Annotated in this window: 17 protein-coding genes; 10 read left to right on the top strand and 7 right to left on the bottom strand. The window is 71.3% G+C overall.

Going from position 1 to position 16,897, the window contains the following annotated elements:
• Positions 1–185 precede the first annotated feature (185 nt).
• A complete protein-coding gene (locus ACFKCF_RS11200; protein WP_394492915.1) occupies positions 186–1,844 on the bottom strand; it encodes an ExeM/NucH family extracellular endonuclease in 1,659 nt (552 codons plus the stop codon).
• A 148-nt stretch (positions 1,845–1,992) separates the two neighbouring features.
• Here ACFKCF_RS11200 and ACFKCF_RS11205 point away from each other — a divergent pair, with 148 nt between their 5' ends.
• Positions 1,993–3,357, top strand: a complete 1,365-nt coding sequence (locus ACFKCF_RS11205; RefSeq protein WP_394492916.1) for a pentapeptide repeat-containing protein — start codon at positions 1,993–1,995, stop codon at positions 3,355–3,357.
• Here ACFKCF_RS11205 and ACFKCF_RS11210 read toward each other — a convergent pair.
• The 3 genes from ACFKCF_RS11210 to ACFKCF_RS11220 are packed head-to-tail and all read right to left on the bottom strand — an operon-like array spanning position 3,354 to position 4,481.
• Positions 3,354–3,809 (bottom strand): SRPBCC domain-containing protein, encoded by a 456-nt coding sequence (locus ACFKCF_RS11210; RefSeq protein WP_394492917.1) that lies wholly within the window; start codon positions 3,807–3,809, stop codon positions 3,354–3,356. The genes ACFKCF_RS11205 and ACFKCF_RS11210 overlap by 4 nt on opposite strands.
• The gene (locus ACFKCF_RS11215; protein WP_192792535.1) at positions 3,799–4,131 is read right to left on the bottom strand and encodes a helix-turn-helix transcriptional regulator; all 333 of its coding nucleotides are present in this window, start codon (positions 4,129–4,131) and stop codon (positions 3,799–3,801) included. The genes ACFKCF_RS11210 and ACFKCF_RS11215 overlap by 11 nt, the downstream gene beginning before the upstream one ends.
• Positions 4,128–4,481, bottom strand: a complete 354-nt coding sequence (locus tag ACFKCF_RS11220; RefSeq protein WP_394492918.1) for a VOC family protein — start codon at positions 4,479–4,481, stop codon at positions 4,128–4,130. The genes ACFKCF_RS11215 and ACFKCF_RS11220 overlap by 4 nt, the downstream gene beginning before the upstream one ends.
• Before the next feature lie 106 nt (positions 4,482–4,587).
• On the opposite strand from ACFKCF_RS11220, the gene ACFKCF_RS11225 reads away from it, so the two are divergent.
• A complete protein-coding gene (locus tag ACFKCF_RS11225) occupies positions 4,588–5,256 on the top strand; it encodes a permease prefix domain 1-containing protein (protein ID WP_394492919.1) in 669 nt (222 codons plus the stop codon).
• On the opposite strand, the gene ACFKCF_RS11230 is transcribed toward ACFKCF_RS11225, so the two are convergent.
• On the bottom strand, positions 5,228–5,584 hold the full coding sequence (locus ACFKCF_RS11230) for a helix-turn-helix transcriptional regulator (protein WP_394492920.1): 357 nt from the start codon (positions 5,582–5,584) through the stop codon (positions 5,228–5,230). The genes ACFKCF_RS11225 and ACFKCF_RS11230 overlap by 29 nt on opposite strands.
• Positions 5,585–5,836: 252 nt before the next feature.
• Between ACFKCF_RS11230 and ACFKCF_RS11235 the strand changes: the two genes are divergently transcribed.
• The 8 genes from ACFKCF_RS11235 (at position 5,837) to ACFKCF_RS11270 (ending at position 13,853) form a co-directional block, all read left to right on the top strand.
• Complete coding sequence (locus ACFKCF_RS11235) at positions 5,837–7,006, top strand: cytochrome ubiquinol oxidase subunit I (protein ID WP_394492921.1); 1,170 nt, start codon at positions 5,837–5,839, stop codon at positions 7,004–7,006.
• A 13-nt stretch (positions 7,007–7,019) separates the two neighbouring features.
• Positions 7,020–7,784 (top strand): cytochrome d ubiquinol oxidase subunit II, encoded by a 765-nt coding sequence (locus ACFKCF_RS11240; protein ID WP_394492922.1) that lies wholly within the window; start codon positions 7,020–7,022, stop codon positions 7,782–7,784.
• 16 nt (positions 7,785–7,800) lie between these two features.
• On the top strand, positions 7,801–9,513 hold the full coding sequence (cydD, locus tag ACFKCF_RS11245; protein ID WP_394492923.1) for a thiol reductant ABC exporter subunit CydD: 1,713 nt from the start codon (positions 7,801–7,803) through the stop codon (positions 9,511–9,513).
• Positions 9,510–11,204: a thiol reductant ABC exporter subunit CydC gene (gene cydC / locus ACFKCF_RS11250; protein WP_394492924.1), complete on the top strand. Its 1,695-nt coding sequence runs from the start codon at positions 9,510–9,512 to the stop codon at positions 11,202–11,204. Before cydD ends, cydC begins: the two co-directional genes overlap by 4 nt.
• Positions 11,205–11,287: 83 nt before the next feature.
• Positions 11,288–11,911, top strand: a complete 624-nt coding sequence (locus tag ACFKCF_RS11255) for a hypothetical protein (protein ID WP_394492925.1) — start codon at positions 11,288–11,290, stop codon at positions 11,909–11,911.
• Positions 11,908–12,234 carry a transcriptional regulator gene (locus ACFKCF_RS11260; protein WP_394492926.1) on the top strand — a complete coding sequence of 109 codons (327 nt, stop codon included), beginning with the start codon at positions 11,908–11,910 and terminating at the stop codon, positions 12,232–12,234. The genes ACFKCF_RS11255 and ACFKCF_RS11260 overlap by 4 nt, the downstream gene beginning before the upstream one ends.
• A gap of 4 nt (positions 12,235–12,238) precedes the next feature.
• Positions 12,239–13,120 carry an ABC transporter ATP-binding protein gene (locus ACFKCF_RS11265; RefSeq protein WP_394492927.1) on the top strand — a complete coding sequence of 294 codons (882 nt, stop codon included), beginning with the start codon at positions 12,239–12,241 and terminating at the stop codon, positions 13,118–13,120.
• Complete coding sequence (locus tag ACFKCF_RS11270; protein ID WP_394492928.1) at positions 13,113–13,853, top strand: ABC transporter permease; 741 nt, start codon at positions 13,113–13,115, stop codon at positions 13,851–13,853. The genes ACFKCF_RS11265 and ACFKCF_RS11270 overlap by 8 nt, the downstream gene beginning before the upstream one ends.
• Positions 13,854–13,920: 67 nt before the next feature.
• On the opposite strand, the gene ACFKCF_RS11275 is transcribed toward ACFKCF_RS11270, so the two are convergent.
• Together ACFKCF_RS11275 and ACFKCF_RS11280 are read right to left on the bottom strand one after the other, a co-directional pair.
• Positions 13,921–15,156 carry a S1C family serine protease gene (locus tag ACFKCF_RS11275; protein WP_394492929.1) on the bottom strand — a complete coding sequence of 412 codons (1,236 nt, stop codon included), beginning with the start codon at positions 15,154–15,156 and terminating at the stop codon, positions 13,921–13,923.
• A 154-nt stretch (positions 15,157–15,310) separates the two neighbouring features.
• Positions 15,311–16,846 (bottom strand): AMP-binding protein, encoded by a 1,536-nt coding sequence (locus tag ACFKCF_RS11280; protein WP_394492930.1) that lies wholly within the window; start codon positions 16,844–16,846, stop codon positions 15,311–15,313.
• Between the last annotated feature and the right edge of the window lie 51 nt (positions 16,847–16,897).

A 16,897-nucleotide genomic window follows, 5' to 3' on the forward strand; every position in this document is an offset into this window, starting at 1 on the left:
TCATGAGCGCCTTGTCGTAGAAATGCCAGTCGCCCCAGGGGACTCCGGCGGCCGGCGCGATGCCGGCGGACCCGGTCCCGTACATCGCCGGCCCTCGACGCGCCGCAGCCCCGTACGGCCGATCTACAACAAGAAAAGAGGGGACCGTTTACGAAATATCGCGAGACTGTCCCCTCTTCCCGTGCTTACCCCTTGTCTCCCGGCAGGGTCAGGCCGATGACCAGCGGGTCATGGTCGGAGGAGCGGTACGCGTCCGGCTGGTAGAGGCCGGGCGGGTTGTACTCCGTGTTGTAGTCGCGGATGCGCGGCTCGTCGGAGTTGATGTGCCAGATCGTCGCGCTCGTCACCCGCTTGAGCAGCTGCCGCCCGACCATGGCGTGGTCGAGCTCGCCGGCCAGGCCGTCGAACAGGTAGCTGTAGCGCAGCGGCGCGGGCACGAACCGCTTGGTGACGCTGGTCAGGCCGCCCGCCTCAAGGGTGTCGATCGGGTCCTCCTCGCCGTAGGCGTTGAGGTCGCCGAGCACGATCGGGTTGGGCAGGTCCTGGTCCGCGACGATGCCCAGCAGGGCCTGGGCCTGCTTGACGCGGGTGGCGTTCCAGCAGCTCTGCCCGTCGCCCTGGTCGGCGTCGGGGCCGTCGGCCGGGCAGGTGCCCTTGGACTTGAGGTGGTTGACCAGCATCGTGAACGGCTGGCCGCCGCCCTTGCGGCGGAACGTCTGGATCAGCGGCGGGCGGCTGAACACCGGGTCCTGCGACGCCTTCGTCTCGCCGACCGGGGTCAGCCTGCCGGGCTTGTAGATCAGCGCGACCTGGATGGCGTCCGTGCCGGGGTACGGGTGCGTGAGCGCGGCGTACGTACCGGCTCCGACCTCGGCGTTCAGGGCGTCCACCAGCGTCTGCAGCGCGGTCTGGCCGTTGTTCTCGACCTCCATGAGCGCGACCGCGTCGGCGTTGAGGCCCTTGAGCGCGGCCACCAGCTTGGCGAGCTGGCGCTGCTGCTCCGCGGCGTTGGTGGCGCCGCGCGAGCCGAGCGTGGTGAACCAGTTGAGGGTGTTGAACGAGGCCACCTTGACGTTCCCGATCACGGGGAACGGCTTGGGCAGGCGCGGGTTGGCGTTCTTGTAGTCGATCGGCTTGGTCGGCTGCAGCCGGTACTTGCCGAAGCCGTACCCGAGCACGCCCGTGACGGCGAACGCGACGTCGCCGGTACGCACGATGGGCGGCAGGGTGGCCGGGTTCTCCCTGGTGGAGCCGTCGTCGATGAGCAGCTGGCGGCGGGCGTCCAGCGCCGGGTCGACGCCCGGCCGGTCGGTCGGCTGGAACAGCCGGCCCTGCGAGGAGAGCGTGACCTCGCCGAAGCGGCCCAGGTTGTAGTGCTCGCTGACGGTCAGCGGCTGCGGGAACGTGAGCAGCATGTTCTCGACCCGCTCCAGGCCGCCCGCGGTCTCGGTGGGCAGCTTGTACGGCTGCGCCGCCACGCTCCCGGTGCCGCACACGTCCACGGCGGTGACCGGCGACAGCTCGGTCCAGCCGTTGAACTCGGTCGCCCGGCCGGTGACCAGGACCCGGTCGCCGACCTTGACGTCCTTGAACGACTCGCGGGCGAACGCGAACAGCCCCTCCGAGGTCGCGGGGTCGGAGTCCGGCCGCGGATCCTGCAGGAAGAAGCCGCTGAGCTGGTCGGTCCGCTGGAAGTCGCCGGTGACGACGCCCTCGACCCGTACGGTCTGGCCGGGCAGCGGGGTCGCGTCCCCGCCGCCCTGCACCTGGGCGATGCGATGCGTGGCAGGGGTGTCGCAGGGGGACGCGGGATCCGCCGCGGCGGGCGAGGCGGAGAGAGCCACCACAACTAGGGCAGCGAGGGATGCTCGGGATAAAGCGCGCATGCCCGGCACTTTAGAGCCTATTTAGAGCGCATATTTCCACATAAAAGTGGATAGAACATTAAAACATCGAACCTTGACACCCTCCCCCGGCGGGTATGACCTCTGCATGGACTGGGTCACCTGCGCGTATTCGGCTGCCTGCACCGGAATCGCCGGCCGGACGACCGGCTTCTGCCTCGCACACCTCGCACCCGACGACCTCCCCCAGGCCCTCGACGAGATGTCCCCCGGCCGCCTGCTCGACCTGCGCGGCACCACCGTCAGCGGCGAGCTGCTGTCCCGGGTGCTCGAAGCCACCGGCGGCAGGCCCGGCAGGGCCCGGCTCGACCGGGTCAGGTTCACCGGCGACGTACGGCTGTCCGGTGTGACGTTCACGGGCGACGTGTCGCTCGACGGCGCCAGGTTCGAGCGGCTGGCCTCGTTCTTCGGCGCCCGCTTCGAGGGCAACGTGTCGCTGGCCGGCGCCAGGTTCACCCGCGAGCTGTCCTTCCACGGCGTCACCGTGCGCGGGCACGTCTGCCTCGACCGGGCCGTGATGTCCCGCGACGCGCTGTTCAGCCAGGCCGTCTTCGGCCACGGGCTGTCGTGCGAGCGGGCCAGGTTCGACGGGTACGCCACCTTCGACGGGGCCAGGCTGGGCGGCGGGGCCGCCTTCAGAGGGGCGCGCTTCGGCCGTACCCTGTCCTTCCGCAAGGTCAGCGGGCACGCCGGGTTCGAGGCCGCGCACTTCGCCGCCGACGCCTACCTCTCGGCCACCGGCAGGCTGTCGGCGGCCAGGGCCCGCGCCGACGGGCTCCTGGACGTGGCCGTGTCCCGGTGCGGCGTGGACCTGCGCGGCGTCGAGGTGGCGGGCGCGACGACGCTGCGGCTGACCGACTCCCAGGCCGATCTGGAGGGCGCGGTGCTGCGCGGCCCCGCCACCGTGACCGGCCGGGGCAGGTCCGTGCTGACGTCGCTGCGGCAGGTGGACGCGAGCGACCTGGCGCTGTACGGGCTGGACCTGTCGGCGTGCAGGTTCGCCGGCCTGGCCCATCCGTCGGGGGTGCGGGTCAAGGACTGCACGTTCGCGCTCACGCCGCGCGGCCTGCGGGTGAGCCTGCGCTGGCCGATGTTGCGCTGGTTCTCGCGCCGGCGCGCGCTGGCCGACGAGCACACCATGCGCGGCTGGGCGGCGCCGGGCGATCCCGGCGCCACCCCCGACCGGCTGGCCGACCTCTACGCCGGGCTGCAGCCCAGCGACCGCGCCACCTCGGCCGACTTCGCGTTCGCGGCCATGGAGATGCGGCGCCAGGCCGGTCACCGCTGGTGGCTGTCCGTCTCGTGGCTCCTGTGCGGGTACGGAATGCGCATGGGGCGGGCGGCCGGCTGGTTCGCGCTGCTGCTGGCGATCACCACGGCCGCCGTGATGTGGACGTCCACCTCGCACGCCGAACGCCAGGCCGAGCCGCCGAGCCCGGCCCTGCGACCTTAGGCGTCCAGCCCCTCCACGACGGCGGCGATGGCGCGGAAGTGGCGCGAGCGCCAGCCGCCGCCCATGATGCGGCGGGAGAGCTGCTGCAGCTCGTCGTCCGGCTCGAAGCCCTCGTGGTCGAGGAACAGCCTGGTGCCCCTGCCCTCCGGCTCCAGCCGCCAGGTGACCGTCCAGTCGGCCCGCTTGTGATCGCTCCAGCTGATCTTCAGCAGCTTCTCCGGCTCCAGCTCCAGCACCTCGCAGTAGACGATCCCGTCGAAGCCCACCTGCGGCTTGGGCTCCGTGGTGAAGGTGAACCGGTGCCCCACCTCGGGCTTGAAGTCGTTGGGCATGAGCCAGCGGGCGACCAGCTCGGGCTCGGTGAGCGCCCGCCACACCTTCCTCGGCGGGTGCGCGATGAACTGGTCGATCCTGATCGCGCGCAGGTCTTCAGCCGCCGTGTCACGGGGCATGGTCGTCGTCCTCCATCTCGTCGAGCAAGGTCGTGAGGTCGGCCAGCTTCTCCCGCCAGAACCGTTCGTACGGGGTGAGCCAGTCGCGGATCTCCATGAGCGGCGCCGCCTCCAGCCGGTAGTGCCGCTCCCGCCCCTTGCGGGTCTCGGCCACGAGCCCGGCGTCCCTGAGCACCTTGAGGTGCTCCGACACGCTGGGCCTGCTCATGTCGAACCGCTCGGCCAGCCGGCCGGCGGGCTGGGCGCCCTCGTCGAGCAGCAGGCGCAGCAGCTCCCGCCTGGCCGGGCTGGCCAGCGCGGTGAACACGTGGTCGGCCGTCATGCCTGGCTGACCACGAACCCGTTGCCGAACGGATCCTGGAACAGCAGCTGACGCCCCCACGGCTCGTCGCTCGGCCCCTCGAACGAGACGCCGTGCTCGCGCAGCCGCGCGGCCAGGGCGTCGAGGTCGGGCGCGGCCACCACCAGGCCGCCGATCGGGGCCATGCCTGGAAACCAGGAGGCCAGCAGCAGCGCGGTCCCGGACCCCTTGGGGGCGACGGTGAGCCAGCGGCCCATCGGGAACGGGTTGTCGGTGCGCACCTCGAAGTCGAGGACGCCGGTGTAGAAGGCCAGCGCCCGCTCCTGGTCGGCGACGGGCACGGTGATGGTGAGAATCTGGGATATCGGCATGTCGAACACTATACGTAGGAATTTTCCTACACATCAACCCGGCACCCCGGAATCTCGGGGATTTCCCCGATGGGAGACCGAGATCGTCCTCCGTAGACTGGGGTCCATGCGTATCGACGACTACGTGGCGGAGCTCGACCGCGCCCTGGCCGGCCCGCAGGGGGCGAAGCGCGATCTGGTCGTCGAGGCGCGCGACAGCTTGACCGACACCGCCGACGCGCTGGAGGCCGAGGGGCTCGAACGGGCGGAGGCGGAGCGGGTCGCGGTGGCGGAGTTCGGGGAGGTCGCGGAGGTCGCCCCCGGCTACCAGTCCGAGCTGACCGCCGTGGCGGGGCGCCGGCTGGGCTCGCTGCTGTTCATCAGCGTGCCGATCACCACTCTGATGTGGTCGATGATGTGGCGCGTCTATCCCGGCGACGCGGACGCCTGGCGGCACGCGCCCGCCTGGTTCCCGGTGGTCTCGCGACTGCTCGACATCCTCCAGCTCTGCGTCGGGCTGTACGGCGGGCTCGCACTCTTCGCCCTGAGCCGGGGCGCCCGGTGGATCCACCGGCCCCGGCTGGTGACCAGGTCGCTGGGCCTGCTCGTGTGGATCATGCTGCCGGTCACCGGAGCGCTGAGCTTGGCGTTGACCTTGGGCGCGACGGGCGGGAGCCATCTGGACGCCCTGCCCTCCCTGCTCGCCAACATGGTGACGTCTACCTTCTGGGGCCTGCAGATCTACGGCGCCACGCGCTGCCTGCGCGTCAGCCGTTCGCGGCTCGCACGGCGCTGACCTCGACGGCTTCGGCGCGCAGCACGCTGCCGATCACGGTGGCGAACTCCTGCCACGCCGAGCGCTCCCCTTCGAGGTGCTTCCTGCCCGAAGCCGTCAGCCGATAGGTACGGCGCTTGCGCCCGCCCACCGTGGCCCACTCGCTGGACAGGTAGCCGATGCGCTCCAGCCTGCGCAGGGCCGGGTAGACGGTGCCCGTGGGCACGTTCAGCGCGCCGCCGCTGCGCTCCAGCAGCGCCTCGATGATGGCGTAGCCGTGCAGCGGCTCGCGCTCCAGCACGGAGAGCAGGAGCGCGTCCATGTGCCCGCGCAGCGCGTCCGGATTCATGATTCCGATCCTAGACACCGCACGGGCGACCCGGCATGCCCTGACCACCGCGCCGCCACCCGAGGCACCCCGGCCCGAAGAGGCGGGACGCCCGGCCGCCTCCTTCGCGCCCGAAGGACCGCCACCGAAGGCGGCGGGCTGGCCTGCCCCTCCCACCGAAGGACCCCGGCCGAAGTACGGACGCGCGCGCTCATGTAGGCAGTCTACATGTAGGCTGTCTATATGTAGCCAGACACAACAACGGAGTTCGCGATGGATGCACTCGAACTGGCCCGGACGCAGTTCGCCGTGACAGGAAGCCTCCACTTCCTGTTCGTCGTGCTGACCCTGGGCCTGGCCCCCCTGGTGGCGATCATGAACACGCGCTGGGTGATCTCGGGCAAACCGCTCCACGAGGCCATGACCCGCTTCTGGGGCCAGATCTACGTCGTCAACTACGCTCTGGGCATCGTGACCGGGCTGGTGATGGAGTTCCAGTTCGGCCTCTCCTGGAGCGGCCTGTCCCATTACGCCGGCGACGTCTTCGGCGCGCCGCTGGCCATGGAGACCCTGGTGGCCTTCTTCCTGGAGTCCACGTTCCTGGGCCTGTGGATCTTCGGCTGGGGACGCCTGCCCCGATGGGCGCACCTGGCCTGCATCTGGCTCGTGACGCTGACCGCGTACGCGAGCGCCTTCTACATCATGCTCGCCAACTCGTTCCTGCAGAACCCGGTCGGCTCCGTCGCCCGCGGCGACCGCCTGGAGCTGGTCGACTTCGGCGCCCTGCTCACGAACAAGAGCCTGATCTTCTCCTTCCCGCACGTCATCGGGGCCGGCCTGTTCACGGGCGCCATGGTGATGGTGGGGGCGAGCGCGTACCAGCTGCGCCGCCGCACCGAGCACGTGGAGTTCTTCACCAGGTCGCTGCGGACCGGCGTGGTCGCGGCGGCGATCGGGATCTTCGTCACGATCGGGTTCGGGTACGCGCAGTTCGCCGGGATCCAGGACGGGAAGTTCGACGGCAACGTGGGCGCGGCGCTGCCGCTCGGGTTGATGATCGAGTTCGGGCAGTTGCTCGCGCTGGTCGTGCTGTTCGTGATGCTGCCGATGATCGGCGTGCTGCCGCGGTGGCGGTGGACGCATCCGCTGCTCATGGTGATGACGCCGCTGCCGTTCATCCTGGCGATCCTGGGCTGGCTGGCGCGGGAGGTCGGCCGGCAGCCGTGGATGATCTGGCAGAAGCTCACCGTGGCCGACGCCATGTCCCCCGGACTGACCTCGGGCATGGTCACGGCCTCGCTCGCCGGGTTCGCGGGCGTACTGGGGCTGCTGGCGGTCGTCGACTACGTGCTCATCGCCCGGATCGTCCGGCGCGGGCCGCGCGACGTGGCCCTGGGCGCCGTCCCCGCCGGTGAGACCCGCTCCCCCGCGCTGAGTTACTGAGTGAGGTGCCGACATGGAAGTGATCTGGTTCGTTCTCTTCGCCGTGCTGCTGGCCGGATATTTCGCCCTTGAGGGGTTCGACCTGGGGGTGGGGCTGCTGCTGCCGCTGCTGGGCAGGACCCGCCAGGGCCGCGACCGCATGGTGGCCGCGATGGCGCCGTACGTGCTGGCCAACGAGGTGTGGCTGGTGGCGGTCGCCGGAACGCTGTTCGGCGTCTACCCGCTGCTGGAGGGCGAGGTGCTGTTCAAGCTGTACCCGCTGGTGGTGGCCATGCTGCTGAGCTGGGTCGTGCGGGACGCGGGGCTGTGGTTCCGGCGCAGGCTGGACGGCTTCAGGTGGCGGGGGTTCTGGGACGCGATGATCGCGTTCGGGTCTCTGGGGCTGTCGTTCGGGTGGGGCATGGCGATCCACGCGGCGGCCACGGGGTTCGCGGCCTCGCCGGTGCATCCGGTGGGGGTGATGCTGGGGGCGGTCGTGACGCTGCTGTTCGCCTTCCACGGGTGGACGTTCCTGGCGTGGCGGACGCCCGGGGTCTTCGGGGCGTCCAGGTCGGGGCGGGCCCTGGTGGTGTCGGGGGTCGTGGCCGCGGTCCCGGCGGTGGGCGTGCTCGTGGGCGCGATGCCGTACCTGCTGGCGCACACCGCGCCGGCGGCCACGTTGAATGTGCTCAGTGTCATGGTGCTGCCGTTCGCGCCCATCCTCCTGGGCGCGCAAGTATGGGTGTGGCGCACTTTCCGCCCAGGGAAGGACGCTGTCCTGCTTCCGTCGTTCTTCTGAGGGCTTCTGAGGGCTCGTGCACAAGGATCTCCTACGGCTCATGCGGGCCGAGCGGTCGGTCCGCCTCCACCTGGCCGTGACCATGGTCGCGGCGGTGCTGGCGGGGCTGCTCGTACTGGTGCAGGCCGAGTTGCTGGCCGGGGTGCTGTCCGGCAGGTTCACCGCCGTCGCCCTGGCGGGGCTGGTGGCGGTGGTGGGCGTGCGGGCGCTGCTGGCCTGGACGCAGGGCGTCTTCGCCGGGCGCACCGCCACCGGCGTGAAGTCGGCGCTGCGCCACCGGCTGCTGGCCCGGCTGCGCGACCTGGGCCCCGGGCGGATCACCCGGCACCGCTCGGGCGAGCTGGTCACGCTCGCGGGGCGCGGCCTCGACGGGCTCGACGCGTACCTGACCGGCTACCTGCCGTCGATCGCGGTGGCCGGGGTGGTGCCGCTCGCGGTGCTGGTACGGCTGTTCGCCGCCGACCTGGCGAGCGCGCTCATCGTCCTGGTCACGCTGCCCCTGATCCCCGTCTTCGGCGCCCTGGTGGGCATGACCACCAAGGCCGTCACCGAGCGCCAGTTCCTGGCCCTGTCGCGGCTCGGCGGCCACTTCCTCGACGTCGTGCGCGGGCTGCCCACCCTGCGCGCCTTCGGCCGGGCCCGCTACCAGGCGGGCGTCATCCAGCAGGTCGCGGACGCGCACCGGAGCGCGACGATGCGGACGTTGCGGGTGGCGTTCCTGTCGTCGCTGGTGCTGGAGCTGTGCGCGTCGCTGTCGCTGGCGCTGGTGGCGGTGCCGATCGGGCTGCGGCTGCTCGGGGGCTCGCTGGACCTGACGACGGCACTGCTGGTGCTGCTGCTGGCGCCGGAGGCGTACCTGCCGCTGCGGGCGATGGGGACGCGCTTCCACGCCTCGATGGAGGGAGTGGCGGCGGCCGACGCGGCCTTCGCCGTGCTGGACGGCGCGGACGAGCCCGAGCCGGTGCGCGGGCCGGTTCATGGGGCTCAGGGGGCGCCGCCGTCCGGGGCGCCGGAGATCCGCCTGGAGAACGTGACCGTGCGCTACCCCGGCCGTGACGTCGCGGCCCTGGAGGACGTCTCGCTCACGATCGGCCCGGGGGAACGCGTGGCGCTCGTCGGCGAGAGCGGCGGGGGCAAGAGCACCCTGCTCCATCTCGTCCTCGGGTTCGTCCAGCCGTCGCAGGGCCGGGTGCTCGTCGACGGCACCGACCTGCGCGAGCTCGACCTGGGGAACTGGCGGGCGCGGCTGGCCTTCGTGGCGCAGCGGCCCCACCTGTTCGCCACCTCCGTGGCCGGCAACATCCGGCTCGGGGCTCCCGCGGCCTCCATGGAGGAGGTCCGCAGGGCCGCGGCCGCGGCGCACGCCGACTTCGTGGAGGCGTTGCCGCAGGGATTCGACACGGTGGTGGGCGAGCGCGGCGCCAACCTGTCCGCCGGCCAGCGGCAGCGGATCGCGCTGGCGCGGGCCTTCTGCCGGCCCGCGGCCTCGATGCTGCTGCTCGACGAGCCCACGGCCCGCCTGGACGGGCGCAGCGAGGCGGCCGTGGTGGCGGCCACCGCGGACCTGGCCCAGGACCGCACGGCTGTCATCGTCGCGCACCGGCCGGCCATGATCGACCTCGCCGACCGCGTCATCCGCGTGCACGAGGGCCGCGTCGTCTCCGACACCACCCGCATGCACCACAAGGCCGAGCCCGCGGTGCGGCGGGGCGAAGGGAGCGGGCGGTGAACCGGCGCATGGGGACGCGGCTCGTCTGGGCCGTGCTGGCGGGCGCGGCGGCGGACCTGGCGGGGCTCGGGCTCATCGCCGCCGCCGCGTGGCTGATCACCAGGGCCGCGCAGCAGCCGGGGCTGGCCGCCCTGAGCGTGGCCATCGTGGCCACCAGGGCGTTCGCCACGAGCAAGGGCGTCTTCCGCTATGCCGAACGCCTCACCGGCCACGACGTCGCGCTGCGCGCCCAGGCGGGCACCCGCGAGCAGCTCTACCGGGCCCTCATCCCGCCCCAGCAGCCCCGCCACGGCGGCGCCGACCTGCTCAGCCGCATGGTCGACGACACCGAGGCCGTTCAGGACCTGCTCGTGCGCTGCCTGCTCCCCGCCACGGCGGCGGCGCTGGCGGGGCTCGCGGCCGTCGTCATCGGGCTGACCGTCCTGCCGGTGACGGCGCTCGTGCTGGTGGCCGGGCTCGTGCTGGCCGGGGTGGCGCTGCCCGCCGGCACGGCCGCCGCGGCCCGCCGGTGGTCGGCCAGGATCGCCCCGGCCAGGGCGGCGCTGGCGGGCCGGGTGGCCGACCTGGTGCACGGCTCCGCCGACCTGGCCGCCTACGGCGCCGACGAGGAGGCCCTGACCAAGGCGCTGGCCGCCGACGAGTCCCTGTCCGCCCTCGAACGCCGCCAGGCCCGCGTCCACGCCGCCGCCCTGGCCGGGGGCACCCTCGTACAGGGCCTGACGGTGGCGGCCGTCGTCCTGCTCGCGCAGGGCTCGGGCGCCGGCTCGGTCGCGACCGCCGTGCTCGCGCTGACCGCCCTGGTGGCGTTCGAGCCGGTGCTGCCGCTGGCGGCGGCGGGCGAGCGCCTCGCCGGGATCACGGCGGCGCTGCGCCGCCTGCGCGAGGTCCGCTCCGCCACCCCGGCCGTCGCGGAGCCCGCCCGGCCCGCGCCCCGGCCCGAGGCCCCGCTGACCGTGGAGATCGACGACCTGGTGGTCCGCCACCCCACCGCGACGACGGACGCGAGCACGCGGGCCGCCCTCGACGGGGTGTCGCTGACGCTCACGCCCGGCAGGCGGGTGGCGATCGTGGGCCCCAGCGGCGCGGGGAAGAGCACGCTGCTGGCCGCCCTGATGCGCCTGGTCGAGCCGGAGTCGGGCAGCATCCGCGTCAACGGCGTGGACGTACGCGACCTCGCCGGCGACGACGTGCGGACGCTCATGACCGGCCTCACCCAGGACCCGTACATCTTCCGCGCCAGCCTGAAGGACAACCTGCGCCTCGCGGGCCCGGAGGCCGACCAGGAGGAGCTCGAGCGGGCCGTACGCGACGCCAGGCTCGACGGCTGGGTCGAGCGGACCGGGTGGGACGCTGAGCTGGGCGAGGACGGCAGGACCGTGTCCGGCGGGCAGCTGCAGCGTCTGGCCCTGGCCAGGGCCCTGCTGTACGACCCGCCGGTGCTGCTGCTCGACGAGCCCGCCGAGGCGCTCGACGAGGAGACGGCCGACCGGCTGATGGGCGACCTGCTCGACGTCACCCGCGACCGCACCACGCTCCTCGTCACGCACCGGCTCAAGGGGCTGGAGAGCGTGGACGAGGTCGTCGTGCTCGAAGAGGGCCGGGTCATCCAGCGCGGACGGCATGACGAGCTCGTCTCCGTGCCCGGCTACTACCGCGATCTGTGGGAGTCCGAGGTCCTGACCAGGCGCTGAGCCCCCTGGCGCACAAGGGGATTGAGTTGGCGCGGCAATCTGGTTTAGAGTACAAACCAGTTTGAAGGATCGAGGAGTTTACGATGACGAGCGACGACGAGCAGGTGACGAGCCCCGAAGAGATGCTGCGCCTCATCGAGGAGCAGCGCGTCGCCACCGCGAGATGGCTGCACGGCGACCCGGTCCTGCTCTACGCCCCCTGGGGCGTCGCCTGGCTGCTCGGCTTCACCGCGTTCTTCCTGCACTACGGCCTCGACGGCCGCCCTTACGCGCCGATCTCCCAGATGCAGGCGCTGGCCGTGCTGATGGGCGCGCAGATCGTGGCCGGGGCGGTGGCCGCGTTCGGGATCGTCCGGATGAACAAGGGCATCCGCGGCGACCACACGGCCAGGGGCACGATGTACGGGTACGCGTGGTTCGCCGGGATGATGCTCGTGGTCGTCATCGCCACCAGGGTGAGCGACCTCCTGCCACCCAGCGAGAGCGGCCTCGTCTGGGGAGGCGCGTCGCTCATGATCGTCGCGGTCATGCACATGGCCGGCGGCGCGATCTGGCTCAACTGGCCGATGTTCTTCATCGGGGCGTGGGTCGCGGGCGTCGACGCCGTGGGCGTGCTGCTCGGCGCCGGCTGGCACGCGCTGCTGACGGCGGTGCTGCTGGGAGGCGGCTTCATCGTCGCGGGCCTGTGGCTCAGGCGCTGCCGGTGAGCGCGGACAACGCGCCGCCGGAGCTCGACCCGGTGATCCACGCGCAGGCCAGGCTCCGGGTGGTCGCCGCCCTGAACGTGCTCGGCGAAGGGAACGAAATGGCCTTCCCCGCGCTGAAGGACCTGCTGGGCATGACCGCGGGCAACCTGTCGGTGCACCTCAGCAAGCTGGAGGACGCCGGATACGTCCAGATCATCAAGACGCACAAGGGGCGCACGCCGGTCACGTTCGTGGCGCTCACCAAACGGGGGCGGCTGGCCTTCGACGACTACACCAAGGCGATCCGCGCCTTGCTGGACAACGCTGGGACAACGCTGGAGTGATGCCATGACCATCCTCGCCAGAGCGATCGAGGCCACCCGCCGCTACGGCGACGTGCTGGCACTCGACCGCGTCTCGCTCGACATCCGGGCGGGCGAGCTCGTCGGCCTGCTCGGCCCGAACGGCGCGGGCAAGTCCACCCTGATCAACCTGTTCGTGGGGCTGCGCCGCCCCACCTCCGGCACGGTCGAGCTGCTCGGCGGCTCCCCGCAGGACCCGGTCATGCGCCGCGGCATCGGCGTGACGCCACAGGAGACCGGGCTGCCGGAGTCGTTACGCGTCGGCGAGATCGTCGACTTCGTCTCCTCACATTTCCCGAAAAAAGTGGATAAAGGGGAGCTGCTGGCGCGCTTCGGCCTCGACGACCTGGTCAAGCGTCAGGTCGGCGGCCTGTCCGGCGGGCAGAAGCGGCGGCTGGCCGTGGCGCTGGCCTTCGCGGGCGAGCCGCGGCTGGTCTTCCTGGACGAGCCCACGACGGGCCTGGACGTCGAGGCGAGGCGCTCGCTGTGGGAGGGCATCAGATCCTTCCACGAGGGCGGCGGCACCGTCCTGCTGACCAGCCACTACCTGGAGGAGATCGAGGCCCTGGCCAAGCGGGTCGTGGTGGTGGGCCACGGAAGCGTGCTGGCCGACGACACGGTGCGGGCCGTGCGCGACATGGTGGGCGTGCGGCGTGTCTCGCTCGTCGCCGAGAACCTGCCCGAGCTGCCCGGCGTGATCGGCACCGAACACGAGGACGGCCGGACCCACCTGATGACCACCGACCCCGACCGGCTGGTCGTCGAACTGGTGCGCAGCGGCACGCCGTTCTCCGGCCTCGAGATCAGGCCGACCACCCTGGAGGAGGCCTTCCTCACCATCACCTCGAAGGAGACGGCCCATGTCTAGCCTGGTCCTCGCGCACACCCGCTACCTCGTGCTGGAGCAGCTCCGGGTGCCGATCAGCCTCCTGGCGAGCGCGTTCTTCCCGGCCGTGTCGATGCTGGCGTTCGTGGTGCCGTTCGCGGGACAGGATCCGCGGGGGGCCACGATGGCGACGGCCTCGCTGATGTTCTTCGGGGCCATGTCGGGGGCCCTGATCGGGCTCAGCATCACCGTCGCCCAGGACCGCGAGCAGCCCTGGAACCCCTACCTGCGCACGCTCCCGGCGGGCCCGTTCCCCCGCTTCGCCGGGCGGATCCTGACGACGGTGGCCGTCATGCTGGTCTCGGTGATCCCCGTGCTGCTGGTGGCGGCGTTCTTCACGGAGGCCACCATCACGCCGGGGAAACTGCTGCTCGGGCTGGCCGTGCTGGTCGTCAGCGGGATCCCGTTCATGCTGCTCGCCCTGCTCATCGGCTTCCTGCTGAGCTCGAAGGGCGCGATCGCGGTGTCGCAGATCCTATTCTTCCCGCTGGCGGTGCTGGGCGGGCTGCTGCTGCCGCCGCAGGTCCTGCCCGGCTTCATCGAGACCGTCTCGCCGTACACGCCGGCCCGGGGAGCGGCGGAGCTGCTCTGGGCGGTGACCGCGGACCGCACCCCGAACGTGGTCGCCGTCGTCATGCTGGCCGTCTGGACGGTCGTCCTCGCCCTCGCCGCGGGCTGGGCCTACCGCCGCGACGAGGGCAGACGCTTCTCCTGAAATGGGGGGTGTGCCGCCGAGTCCGCAGCGATCTCAACGGCACACCCGTCCGGGAGGGGGTCCTTGTTTACTTCTTCTCTTGGAGGGTCACGGTGACGTCGGACGTCTTGCCGTCCCTCACGTATGTGATCTTGACCTGTTGGCCCGGTTTAAAACCTCTGACCTGCCCAACTACAGTATCTCCCCCGTCAACCGCCTTGTCACCGATCTTCGTGATCAGGTCGCCCTGTTGCAGTCCCGCCTTGGCCGCCGGGCTCCCGTCGGTGACCTGCCTGACGAGGGCTCCGGGCACGTCGCCGGTCGCGTCGGTGACGCTCACGCCGAGGAACGCGTGGCTGACCTTGCCGTTGCTGATGAGCTGCTCGGAGACCTGCTTGGCGGTGTTGACCGGGATGGCGAAGCCGACGCCGCCGCCCGCGGCGTCCGAGGCGATCGCGGTGTTGATGCCGATCAGCTCGCCCGCGGCGTTCACCAGCGCGCCGCCGGAGTTGCCGGGATTGATGGAGGCGTCGGTCTGGATCGCGCCGCCGATCGTGGTGGTCCCGCTTCCCTGGTCCTGCTGCTGGCCCCAGCCCCAGCCGGGCGGGATCTGCTGGCGCTGCTCGCCGCCGACGGTGAGCGTGCGGTCGAGCGCGCTGACGATGCCTGCCGTGACGGATCCGTCGAGGCCGAGCGGGCTTCCGATGGCCAGTACGGGGTCGCCGACCTTGACGATGTCGCTGTCGCCGAGCGTGGCCTTGGTCAGCCCCGACACGCCTTCCGCCCTGATGACGGCCAGGTCCGTGGAGGGGTCGGTGCCGACGACGCTGGCCTTGGCGGTCTTGCCGTCGTTGAACTTGACGGTCATCTGCCCGCCGCCCTGGCCGGCGCCCACGACCACGTGGTTGTTGGTGAGGATGAGCCCGTCCTCCGACAGCACGACGCCGGAGCCCTCACCGCTCTGACCCTGGATCATCACGACGGTCGGCTGCACCTTGGCGGCCACCTGCGCGACGGTGAGCTGGTTGGAGGCCGACTTGAACACGGGGCTCGGCGTGGCGCTGCTGGCCAGCTGCGTCGGCTGGAACGCGTTGGTGACGACGGCTCCCACGACGCCGCCGCCGATGGCGGTGGCCGCCAGGGCGAGCCCGGCGACGGCCTTGCGGCCTGCGGCGAAGCCGAGCTTCTTCGGTGGCGAGGAAGGCGGGGCCGGCTGCTGCATGATCTGTGTGTCTCGCCGGGGAAAGCCCCCGGCGGCCGGCGGGGTGCTGCCGAACTGGCTCCACCCACCGGTCCCCTGCTCGTGAGGCTCGTTCGCGTTCATCTGTCATCTCCCTCGAGTACCGATGACTCAAGGGTGCCAAGAGACGCGTAAGCGCACGTTAAGCGGCTGATCAGAGCTTTATGAGAAGGCCGAACGGAGGCCTTATCAGCCAAGGTGGGACCGCCGGCGACCGCCTGGAGAAAATGCGGAAAATTTACCCGGAAGCCGGCCAGTACTCGTCTCTGAGCAGGCGCTTGTAGAGCTTGCCCGTCGGGTGGCGGGGCAGCTGCTCGCGGAAGTCCACCGACTTCGGGCACTTGTAGTGTGCCAGCCGCTCGCGGCAGTAGGCGATCAGCTCCGCCTCCAGCCCCGGGCCCGCCTCGGCCATGGAGACCGGCTCCACCACGGCCTTGACCTGCTCGCCCATCTCCTCGTCCGGCACCCCGAACACCGCCACGTCGGCCACCTTCGGATGCACCGACAGGACGTTCTCGGCCTCCTGCGGGTAGATGTTCACGCCGCCGGAGATGATCATGTACGAGCGGCGGTCGGTGAGGTAGAGGAAGCCGTCGGCGTCCAGGCGGCCGATGTCGCCGAGCGTGGTCCAGCCCCTGCCCCGGGGGTCTTCCGCGGAGCGGGTCTTGTCCGGGTCGCCGTGATACTCGAACCGGCCGCCTTTCTCGAAGTAGACCGTGCCGTGCTCGCCCGGGGTCAGGTCGTTGCCGTCCTCGTCGCAGACGTGCACGATGCCGAGCAGGGAGCGGCCGACCGTGCCCTTGTGCCGGAGCCAGTCCTGGGAGTTGACGTAGAGGAAGCCGTTGCCCTCGGTGCCCGCGTAGTACTCGTGGATGATCGGGCCCCACCAGTCGATCATCTGCTCCTTGACGGGAACGGGGCAGGGGGCGGCGGCGTGGATCGCAAACTTTAGCGAGGAAATATCGTATTTTGTCCGAGTTTCCTTGGGCAGCTTGAGCATCTTGATGAACATCGTGGGCACGAGCTGCGCGTGCGTCACCCCGTACCGCTCCACCAGCGCCAGGAACTGCTCGGGGTCGAAGCGCTCCATCACCACCACCGTGGCCCCGAGCCGCTGGAACGTCAGGCTGTAGCGCAGCGGGGCGGCGTGGTACAGCGGGGCCGGCGAGAGGTAGACGCTGTCCGCCGACGGCGCGAACAGCGCCTGGATGAGCTGGAGCAGCGTGCCCGGCTCGGTGAGCGGGCCGTGCGCCGACGGGATCTTGACGCCTTTCGGCCGTCCCGTGGTGCCCGAGGAGTAGAGCATGTCCACGCCCATGCATTCGTCGTCGATCGGGGTGGCCGGCTGTGGGGCGACCGCCTCCTCGTACGGCTCGAAGCCCTCGGCCGTGCCGTCCAGCATGAGCCGCACCTCGACCTTGGGCGTGGCGGCGGTGATGGAGGTGGCGACCGCGGCCAGGTCTGCGCTGGAGATGAAGGCCCGGGCGCCGCAGTTGTTGACGATGTAGGCCAGTTCGTCGGTCTGCAGGCGGGAGCTGATCGGCGTGTAGTACAGCCCAGAGCGCTGCGCGGCCCAGGCGACGGCCAGGAAGAGCGGGTGGTTGGCGATCATGAAGGCGATGTGGTCACCGGGGCGCAGCCCGGCGGCGCGAAGGAGGTGGGCCAGCCGGTTCGACTCTTCGTCCAGCTCGCGGTAGGTGATGATCCGTCCGGAGCCCGCCATGATCACAGCGGGCTTGTCTGGGGTGACTGCTGCGATGGCTCCCGGATACATGACCGAACACTATTCGGTCCCCCGGCCCCACGCCAGCACCCTGGCGGGCGG

Origin of the sequence: Nonomuraea sp. JJY05, from assembly GCF_043496855.1 — a bacterium.
Classification (GTDB): Bacteria; Actinomycetota; Actinomycetes; order Streptosporangiales; family Streptosporangiaceae; genus Nonomuraea.

Excerpts from the sequence above, each read along its gene's own strand:
- ACFKCF_RS11205 (WP_394492916.1), top strand. The coding sequence starts at position 1,993 with ATGGACTGGGTCACCTGCGCGTATTCGGCTGCCTGCACCGGAATCGCC.
- ACFKCF_RS11210 (WP_394492917.1), bottom strand. The coding sequence starts at position 3,809 with ATGCCCCGTGACACGGCGGCTGAAGACCTGCGCGCGATCAGGATCGAC.
- ACFKCF_RS11215 (WP_192792535.1), bottom strand. The coding sequence starts at position 4,131 with ATGACGGCCGACCACGTGTTCACCGCGCTGGCCAGCCCGGCCAGGCGG.
- ACFKCF_RS11220 (WP_394492918.1), bottom strand. The coding sequence starts at position 4,481 with ATGCCGATATCCCAGATTCTCACCATCACCGTGCCCGTCGCCGACCAG.
- ACFKCF_RS11225 (WP_394492919.1), top strand. The coding sequence starts at position 4,588 with ATGCGTATCGACGACTACGTGGCGGAGCTCGACCGCGCCCTGGCCGGC.
- ACFKCF_RS11230 (WP_394492920.1), bottom strand. The coding sequence starts at position 5,584 with ATGAATCCGGACGCGCTGCGCGGGCACATGGACGCGCTCCTGCTCTCC.
- ACFKCF_RS11235 (WP_394492921.1), top strand. The coding sequence starts at position 5,837 with ATGGATGCACTCGAACTGGCCCGGACGCAGTTCGCCGTGACAGGAAGC.
- ACFKCF_RS11240 (WP_394492922.1), top strand. The coding sequence starts at position 7,020 with ATGGAAGTGATCTGGTTCGTTCTCTTCGCCGTGCTGCTGGCCGGATAT.
- ACFKCF_RS11255 (WP_394492925.1), top strand. The coding sequence starts at position 11,288 with ATGACGAGCGACGACGAGCAGGTGACGAGCCCCGAAGAGATGCTGCGC.
- ACFKCF_RS11265 (WP_394492927.1), top strand. The coding sequence starts at position 12,239 with ATGACCATCCTCGCCAGAGCGATCGAGGCCACCCGCCGCTACGGCGAC.
- ACFKCF_RS11270 (WP_394492928.1), top strand. The coding sequence starts at position 13,113 with ATGTCTAGCCTGGTCCTCGCGCACACCCGCTACCTCGTGCTGGAGCAG.
- ACFKCF_RS11275 (WP_394492929.1), bottom strand. The coding sequence starts at position 15,156 with ATGAACGCGAACGAGCCTCACGAGCAGGGGACCGGTGGGTGGAGCCAG.
- ACFKCF_RS11280 (WP_394492930.1), bottom strand. The coding sequence starts at position 16,846 with ATGTATCCGGGAGCCATCGCAGCAGTCACCCCAGACAAGCCCGCTGTG.